Origin of the sequence: Nocardioides sp. T2.26MG-1 (genome assembly GCF_950101795.1) — a bacterium.
GTDB lineage: Bacteria > Actinomycetota > Actinomycetes > Propionibacteriales > Nocardioidaceae > Nocardioides.
On sequence record NZ_CATNLZ010000007.1, the window covers coordinates 53,167 to 76,772 of the forward strand.

Below are 23,606 nucleotides of genomic sequence, written 5' to 3' on the forward strand. Positions count from 1 at the left end.
GGATGATCCGCCGCTCGGCCCCGGTGGTCGCCCTGGCCCTGGTGCTGGGCGCGTGCGGCGTCGACTCCACCTCGCACGCGTGGGAGAAAGACGGCGAGCAGGTCGACCTCGACAAGATCGCGTACAACCGCGGCGTCGAGCACTGCGGCTGGCAGGACGTCACCTTCCTCGACATGGACTGGCCACCCGACGACCCGGCCGCGCCGTCGCGCCGGCAGTACCTCTGGGACCCGAAGGGCATCCTCGACGACCGCACACTGACGGATTCGACGGACGACGCGGAGCTGCCCGGTGACGCGCGGTTCACCGGCTACTCCAGCGACCTCGGCGAGCTGTGGCTGGCGCCGAGCGACCAGGACACCCGCGCCTACCTCGTCTCCGAGGACGGCGACGAGGTCGAGACGTGGGGGCGCACCGACCGGACCGTCGGCTGCGACTGAGCGTCGTCGCCCGGGAGTCAGTCCCCGACGGCGTCGATGCCGCGCTGCACGATCAGCGGGTCGGGGGCCGCGACCACCTGGGCGTCCTTGCCCTCGTAGTCGAACCGCGAGAGGAAGTAGCGCATCGCGTTGAGCCGCGCCCGCTTCTTGTCGTTGCTCTTCACCGTCGTCCACGGCGCCCACTCCGTGTCGGTACGCCGGATCATCGCCTCCTTGGCGTCGGTGTAGGCCTCCCACTTGCTCAGCGACTGCAGGTCGATGGGCGAGAGCTTCCACTGCCGCACCGGGTCCACCTGCCGGATGATGAACCGGGTGCGCTGCTCGGACTGGGTGACCGAGAACCAGAACTTCGTCAGCGAGATCCCGCTGTCGACCAGCATCCGCTCGAACAGCGGCGCCTGGGCCATGAACTGCTCGTACTCCGGCTCGGTGGTGAACCCCATGACCCGCTCGACACCGGCGCGGTTGTACCAGGAGCGGTCGAACAGCACCATCTCGCCGGCCGTCGGCAGGTACTGCACGTAGCGCTGGAAGTACCACTGGCTCTGCTCGCGGTCGCTGGGCTTGGTCAGCGCGACGGTGCGGGCGTAGCGGGGGTTCAGGTGCTCCATGAACCGCTTGATCGTCCCGCCCTTGCCGGCCGCGTCGCGGCCCTCGAACAGCAGCACGTGCTTGGTGTGGGTGTCCTGGGCCCAGTTCTGGAACTTCAGCAGCTCGACCTGCAGGCGGTACTTGACCTCGTCGTACTCCTCGCGTGGCATCCGCTCGTCGTACGGGTAGTTCTCGCGCCAGGTGTCCACCGCCCGGCCCTGGGGGTCGAGCAGGATCGGGTCGTCGTCGTGGTCCTCGCCGATGGTGTGGCCGTCGATGCGGAGATGGTCGATGTACTCGCGCACGTCCTGCAGCATGCTTCGCAACCTAGCCTCCTCAGCCCGGTCGCACGGGCGATCCCTAGACTGGCGTCGTGCCCGTACAGCCGATCCGTCTCCTCGGGGACCCCGTCCTCCGCAAGCCCGCCATCGAGGTCGTCGACTTCGACAAGGAGCTGCGCCGGCTGGTCGAGGACCTCACCGACACGATGCTGGACGCGCCGGGCGCGGGTCTGGCGGCACCGCAGATCGGGGTCGGCCTGCGGGCGTTCACGTGGTACGTCGACGGCGAGGTCGGCCACCTGGTCAACCCGCGGCTCGAGCTCTCGGCCGAGATCCAGGACGGCCCCGAGGGTTGCCTCTCGATTCCCGGCCTCAGCATCGACTGCCGCCGGGCGCTGTCGGTGGTGGCGCACGGATTCAACATGTACGGCGACCCTGTGGTGATCGAGGGCTCCGAGCTGCTCGCCCGGGCCATCCAGCACGAGACCGACCACCTCGACGGGGTGCTGTTCATCGACCGCCTCGACCCCGAGGCCCGCAAGGCCGCGATGAAGGAGATCCGCGAGTCCGACTGGTTCGGCCTCGACAAGCCCCAGGTGAAGGTCTCACCGCACGCCACCAACGGGCTGGGCTTCTAGGCGATGCGCGTCGTCTTCGCCGGCACCCCCGAGGTGGCCGTGACCGTGCTCGACGCGGTGGCGGCCTCCGCCCACGAGCTCGTGGGCGTGGTCACGCGTCCCGACGCCCCCACCGGGCGTGGCCGGCGCCTCGTGGCGAGCCCGGTCGCCGTGCGCGCCGAGGAGCTCGGCGTACCCGTCCTCAAGCCCGGCCACCCCCGCGACCCGGGCTTCCAGGACGCGCTGCGCGCCCTGCAGCCCGACTGCTGCCCGGTGGTCGCCTACGGCGCGCTGCTGCCGCAGTCCGCGCTCGACATCCCCCGGTACGGCTGGGTCAACCTGCACTTCTCGGCCCTCCCGGCTTGGCGGGGCGCGGCCCCGGTGCAGCACGCGATCTGGTCTGGCGACGAGGTGACCGGCACCACGACGTTCCGGATCGTCAAGGAGCTCGACGCGGGTCCGACGTACGGCGTGATGACCGAGCGGATCCGGCCCACTGACACCGCGGGCGACCTGCTGGCCCGGCTCGCCGAGGGCGGGGCGGACCTCCTGGTGGCAACCCTCGACGGCATCGAGAACGGCTCGCTGGTCGAGCGGGCCCAGCAGGAGGAGGGTGTCTCGTACGCCCCGAAGGTGGAGGTGGACGACGCCCGGGTCGACTGGAGCCACCCGGCCGTCGCGATCGACCGGCAGGTGCGCGCCTGCACGCCGGCTCCTGGGGCGTGGACGACGTTCGCCGGTGAGCGGCTCAAGCTGGGGCCGGTACAGCGCACGGATCAGCGCCTCGAGCCCGGAGTGCTCGAGGTCACCAAGAATGCCGTGCTCGTCGGCACCGGCACGGAGGCGGTCCGGCTGGGCGACGTCCGCCCGCACGGGCGCAAGCAGATGGCCGCCGCCGACTGGGCCCGCGGGGTCCGCGTCGAGTCCGGTGCCCGGATTGGTGCGGGTTCCGGTGAAAGCTGACGCCGGGATCGATACGGTCATGACCATGAGCCGTCCGGCGCATCCTGAGGACACTCGCGACGACCTGGACCCGGTCCTCGACGAGATCTGCAGGTCGCTGCCCGAGGTCGAGCTCGGCACCTCGTGGGGAGACCGACCCACCTACAAGGTGCGCGGCAAGGGCTTCCTGCTCTACCGGGCTCCGCACCGCAGCGCGATCGACCCCGCGACGGGGGAGATGTACGACGACCTGGTGGTGATCATGACCGCCGGTGAGGCCGACAAGCGGGCGCTCGTGGCGGACGAGCGGCTGCCGTTCTTCACCATCGACCACTTCAAGGGGTACGCCGCCGTCCTGGTCCAGCGGTCCCGTCTCGGAGAGATCGAGCGCGAGGAGCTGACCGAGATCATCACCGAAGCCTGGGCCGCGAAGGCCCCCAAGAGCCTGTCGAGGAAGTACCTCGGGGATGACTGATCCCCGCACGCGGGGGCCCCAGCGTGGGAGCCGGGCCACCGGCACCCGTTCCCCCGTCGACCCGGCCCGGCTCGCAGCGCTCGAGGTGATGAAGGCGGTGCGGGTCGACGGCGCGTACACCAACCTCGTGTTGCCCTCCGTGCTGCGCCAGCACGGGCTCTCCGGCCGGGACGCGGCGTTCGTCACCGAGCTCGTGTCCGGCACGATCCGGCGGCGGGGGACGTACGACGCGATCCTCGCCGCGTGCGTGGACCGTCCGCTGAGCAAGGTCGAGGCCAAGGTGCTCGATGCCCTGCGGCTCGGCACCCACCAGCTGCTGTCGATGCGGGTGCCGACCCACGCCGCGATCAGCACGACCGTCGACCTGGTGCGGGCCAAGGTCAGCTCCGGGGCCGGTGGCTTCGCCAACGCGGTGCTCCGCCAGGTCGCGCGACAGGAGCTCGCCGAGTGGATCGGCCGGGTCGCGCCCGACCCGCGGGTCGCGCCCACCCGGTTCGCCTCGATCGCCTACAGCCACCCGCGCTGGATCGTGGACGAGCTGCGCTCGGCGGTGGGCGCCGAGGAGCTGTTCGAGCTGCTGGCCGCCGACAACGAACCGCCCCGGGTGACGCTGGTCGCCCGGCCCGGACGCGGCACCCGGGACGAGCTGCCGGGCGAGCCGACGCCCTACTCGCCGTACGGCGTGGTCCTGGCGGGTGGCGACCCCGGCGAGATCCCGGCGGTCGCCGAGGGCCGCGCGGGCGTGCAGGACGAGGGCTCCCAGCTGGTCGCGGTCGCGATGGCGGCCGCGGCCGTCGACGGTCCCGACCGCCGGTGGCTGGACCTGTGTGCCGGCCCGGGCGGCAAGGCCGCGCTGCTGGCGGCGCTCGCGGCGCAGCGCGGCGCGTCGCTGGTCGCTGCGGAGCGCCAGGAGCACCGGTCCCGCCTGGTGCAGCGGGCGCTGCGGGGCGCACCGGGCACGCTCGGGATCGTCACCTCCGACGGGACCGCGCCGCCGTTCGCCCGGGGTGCCTTCGACCGCGTGCTGGTCGACGCGCCGTGCACGGGCCTGGGAGCGCTCCGACGCCGTCCGGAGGCCCGTTGGCGGCGCCGGGCCGACGACCTGCTCAGCCTCGTGCTGCTGCAACGACGGCTACTGTCCTCGGCCCTCGACCTCACCCGGCCCGGCGGGGTCGTGCTCTACGCCACCTGCTCGCCGGTGATCTCCGAGACCCGCGGCGTGGTGTCGTCGGTGCTCGAGACCCGCGACGACGTCGTCCTCGAGGACGCCCGGGCGTTGCTCCCGGACGTCCCCCAGTGTGATGGACCGATGCCGGGCACCGTCCAGCTGTGGCCGCACCGCCACGGCACGGACGCGATGTTCCTGGCACTGCTGCGGCGTACGGCCTAGGGGCTCACGCTGCCCAGATCAACGCGGCCCCGACCTGGTCGACTTGGGCCTGGGTGCTGCCCGGGGCGGGCTGGACGGTCGCGAAGAACTCGCCGTGGACCTCGCTGACGAACGTGTGGACATGCGGGAGCACGTCGGCCTTGTCGGGGTCCTGGTAGTCGGCCCAGGTGTCGGCCGACCGCCAGTTGACGATCACCGATGCCGCACCCTGGGAGCAGCTGAACTTCTCGTCCAGCGGCTTGTCGCAGCGCCAGTCCGCCGAGTCGACGTACACGGGACCGCGCTCGAGCATGCGCAGTGCTCGTGCGTGGGCCCGGGCTTCCTGGGCCGGGCGCTGGAGCTGCTCGTCGGTCCGGGTCGACTGCGCGGAGGACGGGTCGGTGGCCAATCCCGGGTCGTGGCGGGAGGCGCCGGTCGGGTCACCCGAGCCGCCGATCATCGCCACGCCCACGGCGACCGCGGCGACCGCGCCGGCAGCTGCGAGCGCGACACCGGCCCGGCGCCGCCGGCGGATCCGGGTGCCGGCCCGGGTCGAGACCCGCACCAGCTCGTCGAGGTCCGTCCACTCGTCGTCGACCCGGTCGTGCAGCGCGGTCGCCAGTGACGTGTCGTTCATGATGCGGTCTCCTCGGTGAGGTCGGCGTCGACCAGCGGCCGGAGCCGCTGGAGCGCGCGACGGGATCTGGTGCGGACGGCGGTCTCGGTGAGGCCGAGGTCGCGTGCGGTGTCGGCGACCGACCGGTCCTCCCAGTAGCGCAGCACCACGACCGCCCGGTCGAGTCCGGAGAGCGTGGTGAGCGCGGCCAGGAGGTCGAGACGGGTCGCCGGGTCGACCGGGGCCGAGTCCGCCGGGCCGATGTGGTCGAGGTGAAGGTCGCGGGGCACCTCGCTGGAGCGGCGCAGCCGCCGGTGCGAGAGGAACGCGTTGAGCAGCGTGGTGCGTGCGTAGGCGAGCGGGTTGTCGGCCCGCGACACCCGCCGCCACGAGGCGTACACCTTGGCGTAGGTCGTCTGGGTGAGGTCCTCCGCCAGGTGGTGGTCGCCGGTCAGCAGCAGCGCCTGGCGGTGCAGCTGGGTCCCGGTGGCCCGCACGAAGTCCCCGAAGTCTTCTGCGTCCTTGCTCGTCACACCCTTTTGACTCCTCGTGTGGCCCTCGCGTTGCGTCCCTGACGGGTCAGTCCAGCACGTGGCGCAGGTAGCGGCCAGGCGCGTCGAGGTAGGCCTTCCAGTGGTAGACCAGCTCGAGCTCCGCCCAGGTGGTACGCCGGATGCCCCAGTCGCCCACCTCGAGGATCGTCGCGCCGGGCATCGCCGCGAGCACCGGCGAGTGCGTGGCGCACAGGACCTGGCCACCGCTCTCGACCACCCGGCCGAGCGCCCCGATGAGCGCGAGCGTGGACGAGAACGACAACGCGGCCTCGGGCTCGTCGAGGCAGTAGAAGCCGGGGGAGTCGAAGCGGGTGCGCAGCACCTCGAGGAACGACTCGCCGTGGCTCATCTCGTGGAACAGAGGCGCTGTTCGATCGCGGAACGGATTCACCTGCTGTTCCTCGAAGGTGTACCACCCGTGCATCGTCTCGGCGCGCAGGAAGAAGCCCCAGCGGCTGGCACCGAGTCCGCGCTGGAGGCGCAGTGATCTCGTGAGCGGCGACTCGGTGGCACGAGTGGAGTGGTGTCCCTGGGCCGACCCGCCCTCCGGCGACAGGCCGTAGGCCGCGGCGACGGCCTCGACGATCGTGGACTTCCCGGAGCCGTTCTCACCGACCAGGAACGTCACGAACGGCGAGAGCTTCAGTCCCTCGCCGGCCAGCTGCGCCACCGCCGGGATCGTCATCGGCCACTCCTCGGGGTCGAGCGGGTGCTCGCGGTCCACCGTCACCGAGACCACCGGCGGCTGGTCGAAGTCCATGGCGGGAACCTACGACCTCCCACCCCCTAGAGTCGGCCCCATGCCCGCCGCCAAGCCGCCCGCGGTCGAGATCGAGGTCGACAACCGCGTGGTACGGGTGAGCAACCCCGACCGGGTGTACTTCCCGGAGTCGGGGGCCACCAAGCTCGACCTGGTCGAGTACTACCTCTCGGTCGGGCCCGGCATCGTCAACGCGCTGTTCGAGCGGCCCTGCATGCTGCACCGCTTCCCGAAGGGCCTGGCGGGCGACAAGGTGCACCAGAAGCGGCTGCCGCAGGGCGCTCCGCCCTGGGTGGAGACCGTGCGCCTGTACTTCCCGCGCTGGGGACGCACCGCCGACGAGCTGTGTGTCACCGAGCTGGGCTCGGTGATCTGGGCGGTGCAGATGTCCACCGTCGAGTTCCACCCGTGGAACAGCCGCCGCGAGGACACCGAGAAGCCCGACGAGTGGCGCATCGACCTCGACCCCGGCCCGGAGTGCCCCTACGACCGGGTCCGCCGGGTCGCCCACGTCGCCCACGAGGTGCTCGACGAGCTCGGCGCGGTCGGCTTCCCCAAGACCAGCGGCAGCAAGGGCCTGCACGTCTACGTCCGCATCAAGCCCGAGCACGGCCACAAGGACGTACGCCGGGCGGCGCTCGCGTTCGCCCGCGAGGTCGAGCGGCGCCTGCCCGACGACGTCGACCTGACCTGGTGGCGCAAGGACCGCGACCCGACCACGGTCTTCGTCGACTACAACCAGAACGCCCGCGACCACACGATCGCCGCGGCGTACTCCGTGCGCGGCCTGCCCGACGCCCGTGTCTCCACCCCGATCCGCTGGGACGAGGTCGACGACGCCGACCCCCGCGACTTCACGATCTTCACCGTGCCCGCCCGGTTCGCCGAGCTCGGCGACCTGCACGCCGACATCGACGACGGTGGCGGTCGGGGGCCCTACGACATCACGCCCCTGCTGGAGTGGGCCGACCGCGACGAGCGCGAGGGCGCGGAGCCGCCCGCGGACCCCGAACCCTAGGATCGGTCCGTGGGCATCCAGATCACCCCGAGCATCCTCAACGCCGACTTCGCCGCCCTCGGGGCCGAGGTCGCGCGGATCGGCAGCGCCGACTGGGTGCACGTCGACGTCATGGACAACCACTTCGTCCCCAACCTCACGTTCGGCCCGACGATGGTCGAGGCGCTGGCCCGGTCGACCGACGTGCCGCTGGACGCCCACCTGATGATCGAGGACGCGGACCGCAGCGCCCTGGCGTACGTCGAGGCCGGGTGCGGCTCAGTGACGTTCCACGTCGAGGCGGCCAAGGCCCCGGTGCGGCTGGCCCGCGAGATCCGCTCCCACGGCGCCCGCGCGAGCATGGCCCTCCGGCCGGCCACGCCCGTGGAGCCCTACGAGGACCTGCTGCCCGAGCTCGACATGCTGCTGATCATGACCGTCGAACCCGGGTTCGGCGGCCAGCGGTTCCTCGACCTGTGCCTGCCCAAGATCCGCCGGGCCCGCGAGCTGATGGACAAGCACGGCATCGAGACCTGGCTCCAGGTCGACGGCGGCATCAGCCTCGACACCATCGAGCGCTGCGTCGAGGCCGGCGCGGACGTCTTCGTCGCGGGCTCCGCGGTCTACTCCGCCGACGACCCCGACCGAATGGTCGCCGAGCTGCGCGCGAAGGCCGAGGCCGCTGCCCGCTGACCCTCCACGCTCGGGCCCCGGGCCTGGAATCCCTGTGGTTTGGTCACCAACGACGGCATTTCTGGGTGCGTCCCTGTCGTTGGTGACCAAACGGCGCCTGTGGAGGAGCGGCGGAGTGGCAGCCCGGCGCTGCCGGTGCCGGGGCCGAACGTCTGTCGTTTGGTCACCAACCGCGGCACGTCGGGCCGCGTGTTGTCGTTGGTGACCAAACCGCAGCTGTGGAGTAGCACCGGGCCGCCGAGGGTCACCCTCACGGTCTCGGCCCTCGCCCGGCGGGACTCCAGCCTGCGGAGGCCTGGCAGCCACAGATCAACGCGACCCGCGCCGACCGACCGGGCACACTGCGCCGCGTGCTCCTGACCCTCTCGGCGACGCCCGCGCCCGCCCGCGACCTGGGGTACCTGCTGCACAAGCACCCCGACCGGGTCCAGGAGTTCACCCAGTCGTTCGGGGCCGCGAGCGCGACACCGGGCGCAAGGGCAGCCTCGCCCTGCGCGAGCACGGCCTCGGGCTGGAGTCGCTGAGCCTCTTCGTCGAGGGCGCGCCGCTCTGGAGGGTCCACCAGGTGGTGTTCGCGGTGCTCGCCCTCGAGTCGGAGCCGGTCGACCCCCGTCTCTAGAGGCCCGGCGTGCGCGGGCGTCTCGCTCTGTGGTCCGGCTCACGCCTGATCGCTTACGTCGCTGTGGCACACTCGACCTCGACGAGTTCTCGAACTCGCGTGCTCTGGGGTCGGTGTAATTCCGAGCCGGCGGTGACTGGGTGAGAGCCCAGAAGTCCGCGACCCGGTCACAGCCAGTGACCGGTTGACCAGGTGAGATTCCTGGACCGACGGTGAAAGTCCGGATGGGAAGCGCACGCAGGTGTCGTCCCCACGTGTCCGCACGTGCGGGTGACCCGTCGGCCCCGGAGTCCGCGAGCGGACATGAGGGGCACCGAGATGGCATTCACCGCGGCCGAGCAGGCGGCGATGTCGCGCGCCCTCGAGCTGGCGGCCACGCCGGGCGTCCCGCTCGGCCCGAACCCGCGGGTCGGGTGCGTGCTCCTCGACGCCGAGGGCCGCACGATCGCGGAGGGGCACCACCGCGGCGCCGGCACGCCGCACGCGGAGGCCGACGCCCTCGCCCGGGCCGGCGACCGGGCCCGGGGCGCCACCGCGGTGGTCACCCTCGAGCCGTGCAACCACACCGGCCGCACCGGCCCGTGCGCCGACGCACTGGTGGCCGCGGGCGTACGACGCGTGGTCTTCGCCCAGCCGGACCCCAATCCGGACGCGGCCGGTGGTGCCGCCACCCTGGCCACCGCGGGCGTCGACGTCGAGTCGGGACTCCTGACGGTCGAGTCGGGACTTCTGAACCGCTTCTGGACCTTCGGCCTCGAGCACGGCCGCCCGTTCGTGACGTGGAAGTTCGCCACGACCCTCGACGGCCGCAGCGCCGCCGCCGACGGCACCAGCCGCTGGGTGAGCTCCCCGGCCGCCCGCCTCGACACGCACCGGCTGCGCGCCACCTGCGACGTGATGCTGGTCGGCACCAACACGATCGCCGTCGACGACCCACTGCTGACCGTCCGCGACGAGCAGGACCGGCCGCCCGCGCACCAGCCGCTGCGCGCAGTGATGGGGGAGCGCGACCTCGACGCCGGGCGGCGCGTGTTTAACGCCGACGCGCCCTCGGTGCGGCTGCGCACCCGCGAGCCCGAGGAGGCGCTCGCCGAGCTGTTCGCCCGCGGCCGTCGGCACGTCTTCCTCGAGGGCGGTCCCACGCTCGCCGCCGCGTTCCTGCGCGCCGGCCTCGTCGACGAGATCGTCGTGTACGTCGCACCGATGCTGCTCGGCGCCGGCCGCAGCGCGGTCGCCGACCTCGGAATCACCACCATCGCCGACGCGTTCCGTCCTCGCGTCACCGACATCACCGTGCTCGAGGGAGAGGAGCCGAACGTGCGGCTCACCCTCGCACCAGGGAAGGACTGAGATGTTCACCGGAATCGTCGAGGAGCTCGGCACCGTCGCCGCGGTCGAGGACCAGGGCGACGCGATCCGCCTCACCATCCGCGCCTCGACGGTGCTCGAGGACGCCGGTCTCGGCGACTCGATCGCCGTCAACGGCTGCTGTCTCACCGTGGCTGCGCGCGACGGCGACACCTGGACGGCCGACGTGATGCAGGAGACGCTCGACAAGACCAGCCTGTACGGCGTACGCCCCGGCGACCGGGTCAACCTCGAGCGCGCCGTCACCGCCGACAAGCGGCTGGGCGGCCACATCGTCCAGGGCCACGTCGACGACGTGGGGACGGTGCTCAGCCGCACCCCGAGCGAGCACTGGGAGGTCGTCGAGATCTCGCTGCCCGCGGGACTCACCCGCTACCTCGTCGACAAGGGCTCGATCACCGTCGACGGCGTCAGCCTCACGGTCGTGGAGGCCCACGACGAGCGGTTCACGGTGAGCCTGATCCCCGAGACCCTGGCTCGCACCACGCTCGGCACCCGGCAGCCGGGCGACCGGGTGAACCTCGAGGCCGACATCCTCGCCAAGCACGTCGAGAAGCTGCTGGCGTACCGGAGCGAGGCGACGGGCGTGGGGAGCGACTGATGCTCGACTGGCTGCTCCACGGCACGATCCAGGTCGGCGACGGCTACCTGTCGGTCCGCGAGGTCGTCGGCAACCTGTTCGGCCTCGCGAGCGCCCTGTTCGGCATGCGGCGCGTGGTCTGGGCCTGGCCGGTGGGCCTGGTCGGCAACGTGCTGCTGTTCACGGTGTTCGTCAGCGGCGAGCTCAGCAACGCGGCCTCGGAGCCACTGTGGGGCCAGGCCGGCCGGCAGGTGATGTTCGCGGTCGCGAGCCTGTACGGCTGGTGGCGCTGGTCGCGGCTCCGGCGCGACGGGGGCGCCGCCGACGGCGGGGCGATCTCGCCGCGGTGGGCGACCGGTCCCGAGCGCGTGGCCCTGGTCGCCATGGCCGCCGCCGGCTACGCCCTCGCCTACGCGCTGCTGCAGCAGATCGGCTCGTGGGGTCCGCGCACCGAGGCCTGGATCCTCGCCGGCTCGCTGCTGGCGACCTACGGCATGGCCCGCGGCTGGGTGGAGTTCTGGCTGGTCTGGGTGGCCGTCGACGTCGTCGGCGTGACCACGCTGGTCCGAGCCGGCTACTACCCGACCGCGGGGATGTACCTGTTCTACGGCGGCTTCTGCGTGATCGGGTTCGCCGCCTGGTGGCGCGCCGAGCGCCGCACCACGAGCGCGACCCGGGCCGACCGGCCCGTCGAGCTCACCTCGAGGCAAGGAGCATCAGCATGAGCCAGCCAGGGAACCCCGTCGAGCCCGTCGAACGGGTCCGGCTCGACACGGTCGAGCGGGCCATCGCCGACATCGCCGACGGCAAGGCGGTCGTGGTCGTCGACGACGAGGACCGCGAGAACGAGGGCGACATCATCTTCGCCGCCAGCAAGGCGACGCCCGAGCTGATGGCGTTCACGATCCGCTACAGCAGCGGGGTGATCTGCGTCCCGATGCCGGCCCCGATGCTCGACCGGCTCGAGATCCCGCTGATGACCCCGCACAACAAGGACCGGCTGCGTACGGCGTACACGATCTCGGTCGACGCCCGCGACGGCGTCAGCACCGGCATCTCCGCGGCCGACCGGGCGCACACGGTGCGGGTGCTCGCCGACTCGGCGACCGAGCCGTGGGAGATCACCCGCCCGGGTCACGTGTTCCCGCTGCGCTACCGCGAGGGCGGGGTGCTGGTCCGCCGCGGGCACACCGAGGCCGCGGTCGACCTGGCCCGCCTCGCCGGGCTGACCCCCGCCGGCGTGCTCGTCGAGGTCGTCAACGACGACGGCACGATGAAGCGCGCCCCCGAGCTGCGGGCCTTCGCCGACGAGCACGGCCTCGCGATGATCTCGATCGACGACCTGGTCCGCTACCGCCGCCGCCACGAGAACCTCGTCGAGCGGGTCGCGGAGACCCGGCTGCCCACCCGGCACGGCGACTTCACGGCGTACGGCTACCGGATCACCGTCGACGACTCCGAGCACATCGCCCTCGTGCACGGGGACATCAGCGGACCCGAGCCGGTGCTGACACGCGTGCACTCCGAGTGCCTGACCGGCGACGTGTTCGGCAGCCACCGCTGCGACTGCGGGCCGCAGCTCGACGAGGCGCTGGCGCGGATCGTCGAGGAGGGGCGCGGTGTCGTGGTCTACCTGCGCGGCCACGAGGGACGCGGGATCGGCCTGGTCGCCAAGCTCCAGGCCTACCAGCTCCAGGACGGCGGCCGCGACACCGTGGACGCCAACCTCGACCTGGGGCTGCCCGCCGACGCCCGCCACTACGGGACCGCCACCCAGGTGCTGCGCGACCTCGGCGTCACCAGCGTCCGGCTGCTGACCAACAACCCCGACAAGGTGAGCAACCTCGAGGACTTCGGGATCGGTGTGGCCGCCCGCGTCCCGCTCACCCCGCACCCCAACGACCACAACATCGCCTACCTGCTCACCAAGCGCGACCGGATGGGTCACGATCTGCCCAACCTCGCCGATGGTGTTCCCGAGACCCTCGCCCAGAACGGAGCCTGACCCATGACCGGACACGGAGCACCCGTGCTCGAGACCGTCGACTGCAGTGACCTCCGGGTGGCGGTCGTCGCCTCCAGCTGGCACACGCAGGTGATGGACGGCCTGGTCGCCGGCGCCGAGCGTGCGCTGGACGACTACCACGTCGGGGAGCGCAAGCTGGTCCGCGTGCCGGGAGCCTACGAGCTGGCCGTCGTCGCCGACGCGCTCGCGCGGCAGGGGTACGACGCCGTCGTCGCCCTCGGCGTGGTCATCCGCGGCGGCACCCCACACTTCGACTACGTCTGCCAGGCCGCCACCGAGGGCCTGACCCGGGTCGCGCTCGACCGCGGCATCCCGGTGGGCTTCGGGGTCCTCACCTGCGACGGCGACCAGCAGGCGCTGGACCGGGCCGGCCTGGAGGGCTCCAAGGAGGACAAGGGCTACGAGGCCACCTCCGCGGCGCTGCTCACCGCGCGGACCCTGAGGGAGCTCGCCGCCACCGCACCGTAGGCTGACCGGGTGAAGACGTTCGACGAGCTCTGGACCGAGCTGAGCGAGAAGGCCCGGTCCCGCCCCGAGGGATCCGGCACCGTGCGCGAGCTCGACGCCGGCGTCCATGCGATCGGGAAGAAGCTGGTCGAGGAGGCTGCGGAGTCCTGGATGGCCGCGGAGCACGAGGGCCGGGACCGGACGGCGGAGGAGATCAGCCAGCTGCTCTACCACGCCCAGGTCCTGATGCTCGCGACCGGCATCGAGCTCGACGACGTCTACGCCCACCTCTGAGGAGGAGCCTCCATGGCACTGCTCCGCATCGCGGTCCCCAACAAGGGGTCGCTGTCCCAGTCCGCGTCCGAGATCCTGCGCGAGTCCGGCTACCGCCAGCGCGACGACGCCAAGCAGCTGACGCTCACCGACGCCGAGAACGGCGTGGAGTTCTTCTACCTGCGCCCGCGTGACATCGCGCTGTACGTCGGGGAGGGCACGCTCGACGTCGGCATCACCGGCCGCGACCTGCTCAAGGACTCCGGCGCCAAGGCCGAGGAGGTGCGCGGCCTCGGTTTCGGGCGTAGCCGGTTCCGGTTCGCCGGCCCGCGCGGCTCGTTCACCGACCTCACCCAGCTGGCCGGGACGCGGATCGCCACGTCGTACGTCGGCGTGGTCCGCTCGTTTCTCGAGGAGCGCGGCATCGAGGCGACCGTGATCCGCCTCGACGGCGCCGTGGAGACCAGCATCCAGCTCGGCGTCGCCGACGTGATCGCCGACGTCGTCGAGACCGGCAGCACCCTGCGGCAGGCCGGGCTCGAGACCTTCGGCGAGACCATCCTCGACTCCGAGGCGGTGCTGATCACGCGCAGCGGGTCCGTGCCCGAGGGGTTCGAGATCTTCCGCCGCCGGGTCGAGGGCGTCCTGGTGGCCCGGACCTACGTGATGATGGACTACGACATCCCCTCCGACCGGGTCGCCGACGCCGTGCGGCTGACGCCGGGCATCGAGAGCCCCACCGTGTCGCCGCTTCATCGGGCCGGGTGGTCGGCGGTGCGGGCGATGGTCCCGCGCGACGGCGCCCAGCGTCTGATGGACGAGCTCTTCGAGATCGGTGCCCGCGGCATCCTGCTCACCGACATCCATGCCTGCCGGCTCTAGCGGCGCGCCGCCGCTGCCGCGCACCTGGCGCCCGCTCGGCGTGCGCGTCGCGGGGATCGTGTTCGGGGCCGGGCTGCTGGTCTGCTTCGGCCTGGCCTGGATCGGCTTCGACCAGGAGACGCGGGACAAGTTCACCGCGTTCCAGCTAGGCACGCTGGCGTTCCTCGGGCTGCTCGCGTTCGCGGTCTGGTTCGCCCTGGTGCGCTGCCGGGTTGTCGCCGAGCCGGAGCGGCTCGTGGTGGTCAACGGCTACAAGCGCCGCGAGCTCGCCTGGGCTCAGGTCGTCGGCGTGCACATGCCGCGGGGAGCGCCGTGGGTGACGCTCGACCTTGCCGACGGGTCGACGTTGTCCGCGATGGGCATCCAGGGCTCGGACGGCGACCGTGCCCGGCGGGCGGTCCGTGAGCTGCGGGCGCTCGTCGAGAGCCAGACCCAGGTCTAGGCCAGAGCCCGGATCCCCCACGACGCGGCGAACTCGTCGCCGGGGGACCCCGCCGGCGCGAGCGTCACGAGATCGGTGCCGGTGCGGAACGCGTCGGCCGGCGCCGTCATCGGCTCGACGGCCAGCGACCGGCGTCCGGTGACCGGGACGTCGTCGGCGCTGAACACCTGGAGCCAGCGGTGCCGCTCGTCGACCCACATCGCGGCGCCGCGGCCGCCGGCGGGGTCGGTGAGCAGGACGGTGGCCACGCCGTCGGCGTCGCGGGCCAGGTCGGTGAAGCCGTCGTCGAAGCCGACGTCGCGGATCGGTCGCGCGACCCGGAAGTCGTGCGCCGTCCCGGTCACGTCCTCGTGTCCGGTGGGCAGCAGCCGGTCGTCGACGAGAGACCGGGTCGACGCGGGCAGCCTCAGCTCCCAGCCGTCGACGGGGCCGGGACCGGCCGTGAGGTAGGGGTGCGCGCCGCTCGCGTACGGCGCCGCCGTGGCCGCCAGGTTGGCCGCCGACTGGGTGACGGTCAGGCCGTCCGCCGACACGTCGTACACGACCCGGAGGTCCAGCGTCCACGGGAAGCCGGCCTGCGCCATCAGCCGATAGCCCAGGGACACCGTGTGCGTCGTGTGCTCCTCGACCGACCACGCGGCCCAGCGCACCAGCCCGTGCGAGGCGTTGTGGAGCGACGGCTCGTTGAGCGCAAGCTGGTGGTCGCGGCCGCCGAAGGAGTAGGCGCCGTCGCCGATCCGGTTGGGCCAGGGGACGAGCAGCTGCCCGCGCGCTCCCGGGGCCACCGCGTCCTCGCCGAACCGGTCGATCAGCGGCACGCCGTCGTGCTCGAGCACCCGCAGCGTCGCGCCGCTCTCCGTGACGACCGCTCGGTAGCCGCCGCCGGTGATCTCGAACTGGTCACCACTGGGCGGGAGCATGGCCGACAGACTATGGCCGACCCGTGGGGGTTCCGACGGCCAGGTCCGCGTGCTCCCGCGCGCCGGTCCGGGCGAGGTGCACGAGCTCGTCCCGGGCCCAGCGGCGCAGCTGGGGCTCGAGCGCCGCACCGTCGCGGGCGATGGTCCGGGCGAGCCGCTCCTCGGCGGGTGCGTCGAGCCAGACCAGGAGCGTGACCAGGGCGGCGTACGCCGGATCCCACGAGCCGGCGCCCTCGAGAACGAGCAGCGGGGCCGGGTCGATCGTCACGTCCTCGGCGTACCGTCCGGCCGTCCAGTCGTAGCGCCGGTAGCCGCCCGGCCGGCCCTCGGCGAGCGGTGGCAGCAGCGTCGCCAGCTGCTCGTGGACGCGGGGCAGGCCGTCCCAGCCGTCGTACAGGTCGTCCATGTGGATCACGCGGTGCTCGATGCCCGCCGCGGCGGCCTGGGTCCGCACCGCCTCGGCCAGCGTGGTCTTGCCCGCCCCGGACGGTCCGTCGATGCACAGCAGTCGGCCGGCGCCGAGGGTCGGTGCCCGCTCCTGGAGCCGGGCGAGCACGAGCCCGGCCTCGGGTCGCATCAGAATGCCTGGCCGCACCCGCGGTAGCTGGGCGCCGCGTCGACGAACCGACTGCCGGAGAGGAGCTGGACGGTGGTGGCGTGCTCGAAGGGCTCCCCGGACTTGGCGTGCCGGAACCACACCAGGTCGCCGATCTGCAGCTGGTCCGCGGGAGAGCCGGACAGTGGGGTCTGCACCTCGCCGGCGCCCTCGAGGCCGGTCAGCCGCAGGCCGGCCGGAGCCCAGGGGGTCGGCAGCCGGTCCGGACCGGCCGGACCGGAGGCGACGAGCCCGCCGCCGTGCACCGTGGCCACCCCGGGCGCGGGCCTACGCGTGACGGGGACGCCGAAGAACGCCGCCGGCACCGGCCGGAAGGACCGGTAGTGGTCGAAGAGCGTGGGGACCAGCAGACCGGAGCCCGCGGCGACTTCGGTCACCACCGGGTCCGCGGCCGAGTCCTCGACGGAGCCGGAGCCGCCGGCGTTCCAGAACTCCAGGTCGGCGAGCTCGTGCAGGGCGTCGGCGATCTCGCGGCGTCGTACGGCGAGCTGGGTCAGCGACAGCGCCTTCAGGCGTCGCACGACCATCGATCGCGATCGGGCCGTCGGGACGGAGTCCGGCAGTCCGGCCACCTGGCCCTCGTAGGTCATCGCGCCCACCAGCCGCAGGCCTTCTCGCGCGACGATCGCGCGGGCCAGGGCGACCACGGCGGCGGTGTCGTGCAGGGGCGAGCGCTTCGGCCCCACGTGCTGGCCGGCCACCCGGAGCCCCGCGTCGACGTCGATCGCGACCCGGACCGGCACGGCGGGGGAGGAGCGGACCGCGTCCACCAGGTCGAGGTGGGCGACGTCGTCCACCATGATCGTGATCGCGGCGGCTGCAGACGGCGAGGCGACCAGCTCGGCGAGCGCGCGGCGGTCGACCGTGGGGTAGGCGACGACGATGTCGTCGCAGACGCCGTTCGCGTGCAGCCAGAGCGCCTCGCGCAGCGTGTAGGCCAGCACTCCCTGGATCCCGTCACGGGCCAGGGCACGGGTGATGAGCGCCGGCACCCGGACGGACTTGGAGGCCAGCCGGATCGGCGTGCCTGCGGCGCGGCGCACCAGGTCGGTCGCATTGGCGTCGAACGCGTCCAGGTCGACCACGAACACCGGCGTCGGCAGCGGGGCGTCGTGCTCCTGCACGGCCTGGTCGAGGCGGGCCCACAGCAGGTTGCGGTCCGACACGCTCGGGGACCCGGAGCCGGAGGCGCGCGAGCCGACGGGCAGGCGGCCCATCAGTTGATGCCGCGCTTGCGCAGCAGCGCCTCGATCTCGGCCATCCCGTCGTCCTGGCCGTCGTCCTGCCTGCCCCCGATCGCCGGCGTGCCCTTGCGGTTGTCGCCCTTCTGCAGCCGCCCCTTCGATGCCCGGCCTCCGCCGGTGCCGATGCCCCGCGACCGGAGAGCGGTGGAGACGGCGAACAGGGCCCCGGACACCCCGGCGACGACGATGCCGGCCCAGGTGGTCGGGTTCCAGGCCAGGTTGAGCGCCCAGTCGCCGACCGCGTCGAAGATCCGGGTGAACATCCGCAGCGTCTTGGTGAGGTAGGCCGCCAGCGGCAGCAGCGTGACGGCGAGAGGGCGCAGTGCGGAGACCAGGCCGCGCCGGCGGAAGGTCAGCCACGTCCAGATCCCGCCGAGCACGGTGAGGCTCAGGGTCAGCGCTGCCCACGAAGCGTCGTCCACGAGGTCAAGCGTCCCACATCGCCGGTGAGCCAGGGATTGGCCTCGGCCCGGGTCCGGCCGGGACAATGGTGCGGTGACCGAGCACCGCACCACGATCCCCGACCCGGGGTTCGCCGGCGACGACGGCTCCGTGGACGAGCGGGTCTCGGCCGCCCTGGCCGCATGGGCGGCCGGCGAGGCGACGTACGCCGACGCGCTGGCCGCACTCCAGGGCACGCGGCTCCTGGTCCCGGTGGTCGCGGTGCTGGGAGAGGTCGAGCACGACGAGGCGGGCCTCGCGCACGACAAGACCAGCGACATGGCCACGGTGCTGCTCCAGGGCGCCGACGGCCGGCTCGCGCTCCTGGCCTTCACCGGCACCGGCCCGCTCGCCACGTGGAACTCCGACGGCCGGCCGGTCCCCGTCACCGCCACGGTCGCGGCCCAGGCCGCCCTCCAGGACGGTGCCGCCGCGCTCGTGGTCGACATCGCGGGCCCGACCAGGTTCGTGGTCGAGGGTGCGGACCTCGAGGGCCTCGCGCGCGGCTGGACGCTGACGCGCGTGGGTGAGCGGACCGCCTGGATTCGGCCCGACGGGGAATCGTCGGCTACGATTCAGCGTTGACCGATCAGTTCCGCCGTGCAGACGGTGGATCGGATCACGCAAGCGGAGGCTCGCACGATCGCCTCCCACCCGCATCGGCCGCCCCAGAAATGGGCCAGCACCACAGGCCGTCGGGTCCGGTCACCGAAGGCCGAGGCCTCGGAGCGTACGCCGTACGCACCGCGAGCCGGGGTCCTCGGAGGCGAACCCACCCGTGGGGGGCGTCGGACTGGCTTCCGCTTGCAGACAAGCGGAAGCCTTTGTTGATTTCGCACCACCCTTCTCGGGGGGTGTCGAGCGGCAGAGACCTCCGGCCACATTGCCACCAGGAGGACACATCAGCACCGAGCTGCGAATCAACGATCGGATCCGGGTTCCCGAGGTCCGGCTCGTTGGACCCAACGGGGAGACCGTGGGCATCGTGCCCACCGATCAGGCCCTGAAGCTTGCGCAGGAGGCGGACCTCGACCTCGTCGAGATCGCCCCGCAGGGGAAGCCACCCGTCTGCAAGCTCATGGACTACGGGAAGTTCAAGTACGAGAACGCCCAGAAGGCTCGTGAGGCCCGTCGCAACCAGACGAACGTGATCATCAAGGAGATGAAGCTTCGTCCCAAGATCGACGCGCACGACTACGAGACCAAGAAGGGCCACGTGGTGCGGTTCCTGCGCGCCGGGGACAAGGTCAAGATCACGATCATGTTCCGCGGCCGCGAGCAGCACCGGCCCGAGCTGGGCTTCCGGCTGCTCCAGCGCCTCGCCGAGGACGTCAGCGAGCTGGGCTTCGTGGAGTCCTCGCCCAAGCAGGACGGCCGCAACATGATCATGGTGCTCGGCCCGCACAAGAAGAAGGCCGACGCCAAGGTCGACATGAAGGCCGAGAAGGAGACGCGGGCCGCCGAGCGGGCCGCGCTCGAGGCGGAGGAGCGCGCCGAGCGCGACGCCGCCCACGCCGCTGGACCGGTCGCACAGAAGAAGGAGCGCGGACGCTCCGAGAACCTCGATCCCGAGATCGAGGCCTAGAACACCCTCGGGGGCAGAGGCCCCCACCGCGCGGTGGCCGAACGAGACCACCACGGCGGACGAGGTCGACGAGAAGACCACGCCCAGCAGGACGAGAAGAGAGAGCAGAGATGCCCAAGAACAAGACGCACTCCGGTGCGAGCAAGCGTTTCCGGGTGACCGGCTCCGGCAAGATCCTTCGCGAGAAGGCCGGCAAGCGCCACAACCTGGAGAAGAAGGCCTCCAAGGTCACCCGCCGGATGTCCGGCACCACCGAGGTCGCCAAGGCCGACGTCCCGCGCGCCAAGAAGATGCTGGGTCTCTGAACCAGCCCCACCCGTCGGTGTCGAGTCCCTCGTGACCCGCCGCCAGCGGTGGTCGAGCCAGTCGAGACCCCCGCACCGAACTTTGAGCAACAAGGAGTAAACAAGTGGCACGCGTCAAGCGGGCAGTGAATGCCCAGAAGAAGCGCCGGGTCGTCCTCGAGCGCGCCAGCGGCTACCGCGGGCAGCGCTCGCGGCTCTACCGCAAGGCCAAGGAGCAGGTCACCCACTCGCTGGTCTACAGCTACAACGACCGGCGCAAGAACAAGGGCAACTTCCGCAAGCTGTGGATCCAGCGGATCAACGCCGCGGCGCGCGCCCAGGGGATGACCTACAACCGGTTCATCCAGGGCCTGAACCTCGCCGGTGTCGAGGTCGACCGCAAGATCCTCGCCGAGCTGGCCGTCAACGACGTCGCCGCGTTCAACGCGCTCGTCGAGACCGCCCGGGCCGCGCTGCCCGAGGACGTCAACGCACCCAAGGTCTCGGCCTGAGCGTCGACGCGCTGTCCGCGGGCAACGCCCGCATCAAGCAGCTGCGCCGGTTGAGCCGCCGTTCGGAGCGATCCGAGCGGCGGCTCTTCCTCGCCGAGGGCCGCAATGCCGTCGAGGCCGCCCTCGAGGCGGGTGTCGTGGTCGAGGTGTTCGCCAAGCCGCACACGCACTACCTGCTGCCGGACATCCCCGACGGTGTCCGCCTCACGTTCGTCGACGAGCGCGCGCTCAAGGCGCTGAGCGACGCGGTCACCCCCGCCGGTGTCGTGGCCCTGTGCCGGTTCGTCGACGTCCCACTCGAGCAGGCGCTCGTCGGCGGGTACGTCGCGCTGTGCGCCCACGTCAGCGACCCGGGCAACGCCGGCACCGTGATCCGGTGTGCGGACGCCGCCGGCGCCGGAGGCGTGGTGCTCGCCGGCCACTCCGTCGACCTCTACAACGCCAAGACGATCCGCGCGAGCGCGGGCAGCGCCTTCCACCTGCCGGTCACCACCGAGGTGGGTGCCGAGGAGGCGGTCCTGGCGGCCCGCAGTGCCGGCTACCAGGTGCTGTCCACCGAGGCCGACGGCGACGTCGACCTCTTCGACGCCGACGAGGTCCTGGCCCGGCCCACCGTGTGGCTGCTGGGCAACGAGGCGCACGGGCTGCCGCCCGAGCTGGCGGCGCTCGCCGACCACCGGGTGCGGATCCCGATCCACGGGCGCGCCGAGAGCTTGAACCTCTCGACCGCTGCCGCGCTCTGCCTCTACGCGTCCGCCCGCGCCCAGCGGCACGCTTGACCTTCGGGTGACCTGAGGCTCGAACGTGGTGCCGTGACCTCTCCGCCGCTGCTCACCATCGGCGCCTTCGCGCGCGCCGTCGGCCTGACGCCCAGCGCCCTGCGCCACTACGACGAGTGCGGGCTCCTGGTGCCGGCCGAGATCGACGACGCCACGGGCTACCGCTACTACACCCCCCAGCTGGCGGAGCGGGCTCGGCTGATCGTCGGGATGCGCGAGGCCGGGGTCCCCATCGAGTCCATGCGCCGGGTGCTCGACGCGTCGCCGGACGAGGCAGCACGGCTGCTCTCCGGTCTGGTCGAGGAGCGGGCCGCGGACGCGGCCCGGGCGCAGGCGGCGCTGCGCGAGGTGCTCACCGCCGTCGCGAGCAGCCCGCCGGTGGAGACCGCGCACGTCCGGCTGGCCGGCCCCGTCCTCGCGGCGGCGATCCGGCAGGTGCGGGTGGCCGCGGACGGTGACGCGACCTCGGCGCTGGGCGCCGTCCTGCTGGACGCGTCTCCGGCGGGTCTGGACGTCGTCGCGACCAACCGCTACTGGATGGCCGTCCGCACGATGGAGTCGGCCGAGCCGTCGGGGGAGGGGCGGGTGGTCCTGGGCCTCGGCGAGGCCGCGGGCGTGGCCCAACGGCTGGACCACGCCGGCGAGGTCGTCCTCGATCTCGCGGGCGACCGGCTGCGGGTCGCCGGCGCGGACGACCTGACGGCCGGGCGCGACACGCCGTACCCCGCCCACCGGCTGCTGGTCGCAGGCCTGCCGCCCGCCAGGGCCACCGTGGTCGTGCACCGCGACGACCTCCTCGAGGCGATCACCCGGGTCGGTCGGGCCGAGGTCACGCTCGTCCTCTCCGCCGACGGGCTGGGAGTGGGCGGGGACGGACCCCCGACCGTCGCGGTCGGCGGCGCGGTCCGGGGGGACGAGCAGACGGTCCGCATGGGCAGCGCGCTGCTCAAGCGGGCGCTGGGGGCCTGCCTCGGCGCGCACGCGCAGCTCGCGGTCGCCGGCGAGCACGAGGCGGTGCGGCTGAGCTCGCCGTACCAGCCGGGGTTCGTGGCCCTCGTCATGCCGTCGCCCCGGTGACCCGACCCCGGCCGTTCCGGGTCTGGCTCGCGGCCGCCACGGTCTCCACGACCGGCGACTCGGTCTCGTTCTTCGCGCTCGCCTGGTTCGCGACGGCGTACGGCCCCGGCGCCGCCTCGCTCGTGCTGACGGTCGAGAGCATCCCGCTGTGCGCCCTGATCCTGGCCGGAGGAGCCTTCGCCGACCGGTACGGCGCGCGCCGCATGATGATCGGCTGCGACGCGGCCATGGTCGGGGTGATGGGGCTCCTCGCGCTCGCGACCGTGCGCGGCGTCCCGTTGTGGGCGCTGGTGGTCGGCGCGGCCCTGGCCGGCACCGCGGCGGCGCTGCGGCGTCCCGCCGAGGGGGTGTTCCCCCGGCTGTTCTCGACCGGCGACGAGCTCGCCCGGCGGATGGCCGTTGTCGGCGGGTGCCTGCAGGTCGCGCGCGTCGCGGGCCCGGGCCTCGGCGGCGTCCTCGTGGCGGGTGCGGGCATGCCCGGTGCCGCCGCCTTCGACGCGGTCACCTTCGTCGGCGTGCTGCTGGTCCTCCTCCGGGTGCGTCCCCCGCGCGAGGCCGACCATGTCGCCGGTCCGCGTGGGCGGACGTGGGCCGCGATCGCTGACGGGGTCCGGGCAGCGGCGGCCGCGCCCCGGGTCCCGACGACGGTGCTCGCGGTGATGGGCCTGGCCTCGTCCGTGCTGCCGCTGGTGATGTTGTGTGTCCCCCTCCTCGGCCGCGAGCGGCAGTGGAGCCCGGCCGCGGTCGGGATCGTGTCGGCGGCCTGGGTCGCGGGCGGCCTCCTCGTGACGGTCGTCGTCGCCCGGCGGGGTGTGCCCCGCGCCCGGGTCGCGGCCGCGGGCCCGGTCCTGGCGGCGACCGGGGTCGTGCTCCTCGCCGTGGTCGACGACGTGCTGCCCGCCGTCCTGGCGCTCGCCACGGTGGGAGCCGGTGTGACGCTGGTGACCGCCCGGCTGCTGCCGGCGTTCGTGGAGCGGACCCCGCCCGACATGCTCGCGCGGTTCCAGTCCCTGCTCGGTCTCGCACAGACGGGTCCGGTGCTGGTGGCGACCCCGCTCCTCGGGTTGGTCGCGCACGGCGCCGGCCTGGGGTGGGCGCTCGTCGCCGTCGCGGCGCTGCTCGTGGCCACCGCCGTTCCGGTGGCTCTGCTGGGCTGACCCGCGAGCCTCTAGAGTG

General features: G+C 72.8%; 32 protein-coding genes and 1 riboswitch. Of the genes, 24 read left to right on the forward strand and 8 right to left on the reverse strand.

The window, feature by feature from the left end; translation table 11 throughout:
- The first annotated feature begins 2 nt into the window (after positions 1-2).
- Positions 3-440, forward strand: coding sequence for a hypothetical protein (locus tag QQZ14_RS08010; RefSeq protein ID WP_284533724.1), 438 nt, complete (start codon positions 3-5; stop codon positions 438-440).
- Between the two features lie 17 nt (positions 441-457).
- On the opposite strand, the gene ppk2 is transcribed toward QQZ14_RS08010, so the two are convergent.
- Positions 458-1,348, reverse strand: coding sequence for a polyphosphate kinase 2 (ppk2, locus tag QQZ14_RS08015; RefSeq protein WP_284533725.1), 891 nt, complete (start codon positions 1,346-1,348; stop codon positions 458-460).
- A 56-nt stretch (positions 1,349-1,404) separates the two neighbouring features.
- On the opposite strand from ppk2, the gene def reads away from it, so the two are divergent.
- The 4 genes from def to QQZ14_RS08035 are packed head-to-tail and all read left to right on the forward strand — an operon-like array spanning position 1,405 to position 4,736.
- Positions 1,405-1,950, forward strand: a complete 546-nt coding sequence (gene def, locus QQZ14_RS08020) for a peptide deformylase (protein WP_284533726.1) — start codon at positions 1,405-1,407, stop codon at positions 1,948-1,950.
- A 3-nt stretch (positions 1,951-1,953) separates the two neighbouring features.
- Complete coding sequence (fmt, locus tag QQZ14_RS08025) at positions 1,954-2,892, forward strand: methionyl-tRNA formyltransferase (protein ID WP_284533727.1); 939 nt, start codon at positions 1,954-1,956, stop codon at positions 2,890-2,892.
- A gap of 25 nt (positions 2,893-2,917) precedes the next feature.
- Positions 2,918-3,346 carry an MmcQ/YjbR family DNA-binding protein gene (locus QQZ14_RS08030; protein WP_284533728.1) on the forward strand — a complete coding sequence of 143 codons (429 nt, stop codon included), beginning with the start codon at positions 2,918-2,920 and terminating at the stop codon, positions 3,344-3,346.
- Positions 3,339-4,736: an RsmB/NOP family class I SAM-dependent RNA methyltransferase gene (locus QQZ14_RS08035; protein ID WP_284533729.1), complete on the forward strand. Its 1,398-nt coding sequence runs from the start codon at positions 3,339-3,341 to the stop codon at positions 4,734-4,736. The genes QQZ14_RS08030 and QQZ14_RS08035 overlap by 8 nt, the downstream gene beginning before the upstream one ends.
- A gap of 4 nt (positions 4,737-4,740) precedes the next feature.
- Here the strand turns inward: QQZ14_RS08035 and QQZ14_RS08040 are convergent, their stop codons facing one another.
- The 3 genes from QQZ14_RS08040 to QQZ14_RS08050 are packed head-to-tail and all read right to left on the reverse strand — an operon-like array spanning position 4,741 to position 6,645.
- Positions 4,741-5,352, reverse strand: a complete 612-nt coding sequence (locus QQZ14_RS08040) for a hypothetical protein (RefSeq protein ID WP_284533730.1) — start codon at positions 5,350-5,352, stop codon at positions 4,741-4,743.
- Entirely contained in the window at positions 5,349-5,864 is a 516-nt protein-coding gene (locus QQZ14_RS08045; RefSeq protein WP_284533731.1) for a SigE family RNA polymerase sigma factor, read from the reverse strand. The genes QQZ14_RS08040 and QQZ14_RS08045 overlap by 4 nt, the downstream gene beginning before the upstream one ends.
- A gap of 46 nt (positions 5,865-5,910) precedes the next feature.
- Positions 5,911-6,645 carry an AAA family ATPase gene (locus QQZ14_RS08050; RefSeq protein WP_284533732.1) on the reverse strand — a complete coding sequence of 245 codons (735 nt, stop codon included), beginning with the start codon at positions 6,643-6,645 and terminating at the stop codon, positions 5,911-5,913.
- A gap of 40 nt (positions 6,646-6,685) precedes the next feature.
- Here QQZ14_RS08050 and ligD point away from each other — a divergent pair, with 40 nt between their 5' ends.
- The 12 genes from ligD (at position 6,686) to QQZ14_RS08110 (ending at position 14,972) form a co-directional block, all read left to right on the forward strand.
- A complete protein-coding gene (gene ligD, locus QQZ14_RS08055; protein ID WP_284533733.1) occupies positions 6,686-7,663 on the forward strand; it encodes a non-homologous end-joining DNA ligase in 978 nt (325 codons plus the stop codon).
- Positions 7,664-7,672: 9 nt separating this feature from the next.
- Positions 7,673-8,335, forward strand: coding sequence for a ribulose-phosphate 3-epimerase (gene rpe, locus QQZ14_RS08060; RefSeq protein ID WP_284533734.1), 663 nt, complete (start codon positions 7,673-7,675; stop codon positions 8,333-8,335).
- Positions 8,336-8,685: 350 nt separating this feature from the next.
- Positions 8,686-8,859: a hypothetical protein gene (locus QQZ14_RS08065; RefSeq protein ID WP_284533735.1), complete on the forward strand. Its 174-nt coding sequence runs from the start codon at positions 8,686-8,688 to the stop codon at positions 8,857-8,859.
- Complete coding sequence (locus QQZ14_RS08070; RefSeq protein ID WP_284533779.1) at positions 8,826-8,954, forward strand: hypothetical protein; 129 nt, start codon at positions 8,826-8,828, stop codon at positions 8,952-8,954. The genes QQZ14_RS08065 and QQZ14_RS08070 overlap by 34 nt, the downstream gene beginning before the upstream one ends.
- Positions 8,955-9,049: 95 nt before the next feature.
- Positions 9,050-9,195, forward strand: a riboswitch (FMN riboswitch).
- A gap of 77 nt (positions 9,196-9,272) precedes the next feature.
- Positions 9,273-10,304 carry a bifunctional diaminohydroxyphosphoribosylaminopyrimidine deaminase/5-amino-6-(5-phosphoribosylamino)uracil reductase RibD gene (gene ribD, locus QQZ14_RS08075; RefSeq protein WP_284533736.1) on the forward strand — a complete coding sequence of 344 codons (1,032 nt, stop codon included), beginning with the start codon at positions 9,273-9,275 and terminating at the stop codon, positions 10,302-10,304.
- Between the two features lies 1 nt (position 10,305).
- A complete protein-coding gene (locus QQZ14_RS08080; protein WP_284533737.1) occupies positions 10,306-10,923 on the forward strand; it encodes a riboflavin synthase in 618 nt (205 codons plus the stop codon).
- Positions 10,923-11,627, forward strand: coding sequence for a nicotinamide riboside transporter PnuC (gene pnuC, locus QQZ14_RS08085; protein ID WP_284533738.1), 705 nt, complete (start codon positions 10,923-10,925; stop codon positions 11,625-11,627). Before QQZ14_RS08080 ends, pnuC begins: the two co-directional genes overlap by 1 nt.
- Positions 11,624-12,907, forward strand: coding sequence for a bifunctional 3,4-dihydroxy-2-butanone-4-phosphate synthase/GTP cyclohydrolase II (locus QQZ14_RS08090; protein ID WP_284533739.1), 1,284 nt, complete (start codon positions 11,624-11,626; stop codon positions 12,905-12,907). The genes pnuC and QQZ14_RS08090 overlap by 4 nt, the downstream gene beginning before the upstream one ends.
- Positions 12,908-12,910: 3 nt before the next feature.
- Entirely contained in the window at positions 12,911-13,396 is a 486-nt protein-coding gene (ribH, locus tag QQZ14_RS08095; protein WP_284533740.1) for a 6,7-dimethyl-8-ribityllumazine synthase, read from the forward strand.
- 9 nt (positions 13,397-13,405) lie between these two features.
- Positions 13,406-13,669 carry a phosphoribosyl-ATP diphosphatase gene (locus QQZ14_RS08100; protein ID WP_284533741.1) on the forward strand — a complete coding sequence of 88 codons (264 nt, stop codon included), beginning with the start codon at positions 13,406-13,408 and terminating at the stop codon, positions 13,667-13,669.
- Positions 13,670-13,681: 12 nt separating this feature from the next.
- The gene (gene hisG / locus QQZ14_RS08105; RefSeq protein ID WP_284533742.1) at positions 13,682-14,530 is read left to right on the forward strand and encodes an ATP phosphoribosyltransferase; all 849 of its coding nucleotides are present in this window, start codon (positions 13,682-13,684) and stop codon (positions 14,528-14,530) included.
- A complete protein-coding gene (locus tag QQZ14_RS08110; RefSeq protein ID WP_284533743.1) occupies positions 14,514-14,972 on the forward strand; it encodes a PH domain-containing protein in 459 nt (152 codons plus the stop codon). Before hisG ends, QQZ14_RS08110 begins: the two co-directional genes overlap by 17 nt.
- Here the strand turns inward: QQZ14_RS08110 and QQZ14_RS08115 are convergent.
- From QQZ14_RS08115 to QQZ14_RS08130, 4 genes are read right to left on the reverse strand one after another with little or no spacing between them, the layout of a single operon-like run.
- Entirely contained in the window at positions 14,969-15,892 is a 924-nt protein-coding gene (locus QQZ14_RS08115) for an aldose 1-epimerase family protein (protein ID WP_284533744.1), read from the reverse strand. The two genes, QQZ14_RS08110 and QQZ14_RS08115, sit on opposite strands and share 4 nt — an antisense overlap.
- A 10-nt stretch (positions 15,893-15,902) precedes the next feature.
- Positions 15,903-16,469 carry a uridine kinase family protein gene (locus tag QQZ14_RS08120; RefSeq protein ID WP_284533745.1) on the reverse strand — a complete coding sequence of 189 codons (567 nt, stop codon included), beginning with the start codon at positions 16,467-16,469 and terminating at the stop codon, positions 15,903-15,905.
- The gene (locus QQZ14_RS08125; protein ID WP_284533746.1) at positions 16,469-17,725 is read right to left on the reverse strand and encodes an amino acid deaminase/aldolase; all 1,257 of its coding nucleotides are present in this window, start codon (positions 17,723-17,725) and stop codon (positions 16,469-16,471) included. The genes QQZ14_RS08120 and QQZ14_RS08125 overlap by 1 nt, the downstream gene beginning before the upstream one ends.
- On the reverse strand, positions 17,725-18,174 hold the full coding sequence (locus QQZ14_RS08130; RefSeq protein WP_284533747.1) for a hypothetical protein: 450 nt from the start codon (positions 18,172-18,174) through the stop codon (positions 17,725-17,727). The genes QQZ14_RS08125 and QQZ14_RS08130 overlap by 1 nt, the downstream gene beginning before the upstream one ends.
- A gap of 73 nt (positions 18,175-18,247) precedes the next feature.
- Between QQZ14_RS08130 and QQZ14_RS08135 the strand changes: the two genes are divergently transcribed.
- From QQZ14_RS08135 to QQZ14_RS08165, 7 genes are all read left to right on the forward strand, one after another.
- On the forward strand, positions 18,248-18,778 hold the full coding sequence (locus tag QQZ14_RS08135; protein ID WP_284533748.1) for an SseB family protein: 531 nt from the start codon (positions 18,248-18,250) through the stop codon (positions 18,776-18,778).
- 298 nt (positions 18,779-19,076) lie between these two features.
- On the forward strand, positions 19,077-19,778 hold the full coding sequence (gene infC, locus QQZ14_RS08140; protein WP_284533749.1) for a translation initiation factor IF-3: 702 nt from the start codon (positions 19,077-19,079) through the stop codon (positions 19,776-19,778).
- Between the two features lie 110 nt (positions 19,779-19,888).
- Positions 19,889-20,083 carry a 50S ribosomal protein L35 gene (rpmI, locus tag QQZ14_RS08145; RefSeq protein WP_284533750.1) on the forward strand — a complete coding sequence of 65 codons (195 nt, stop codon included), beginning with the start codon at positions 19,889-19,891 and terminating at the stop codon, positions 20,081-20,083.
- A gap of 104 nt (positions 20,084-20,187) precedes the next feature.
- Entirely contained in the window at positions 20,188-20,574 is a 387-nt protein-coding gene (rplT, locus tag QQZ14_RS08150) for a 50S ribosomal protein L20 (RefSeq protein ID WP_284533751.1), read from the forward strand.
- Positions 20,575-20,606: 32 nt separating this feature from the next.
- Entirely contained in the window at positions 20,607-21,353 is a 747-nt protein-coding gene (locus QQZ14_RS08155; protein ID WP_446740483.1) for a TrmH family RNA methyltransferase, read from the forward strand.
- A gap of 33 nt (positions 21,354-21,386) precedes the next feature.
- Positions 21,387-22,430 carry a MerR family transcriptional regulator gene (locus QQZ14_RS08160; protein WP_284533753.1) on the forward strand — a complete coding sequence of 348 codons (1,044 nt, stop codon included), beginning with the start codon at positions 21,387-21,389 and terminating at the stop codon, positions 22,428-22,430.
- A complete protein-coding gene (locus tag QQZ14_RS08165) occupies positions 22,427-23,587 on the forward strand; it encodes an MFS transporter (RefSeq protein ID WP_284533754.1) in 1,161 nt (386 codons plus the stop codon). The genes QQZ14_RS08160 and QQZ14_RS08165 overlap by 4 nt, the downstream gene beginning before the upstream one ends.
- Positions 23,588-23,606: the final 19 nt, after the last annotated feature.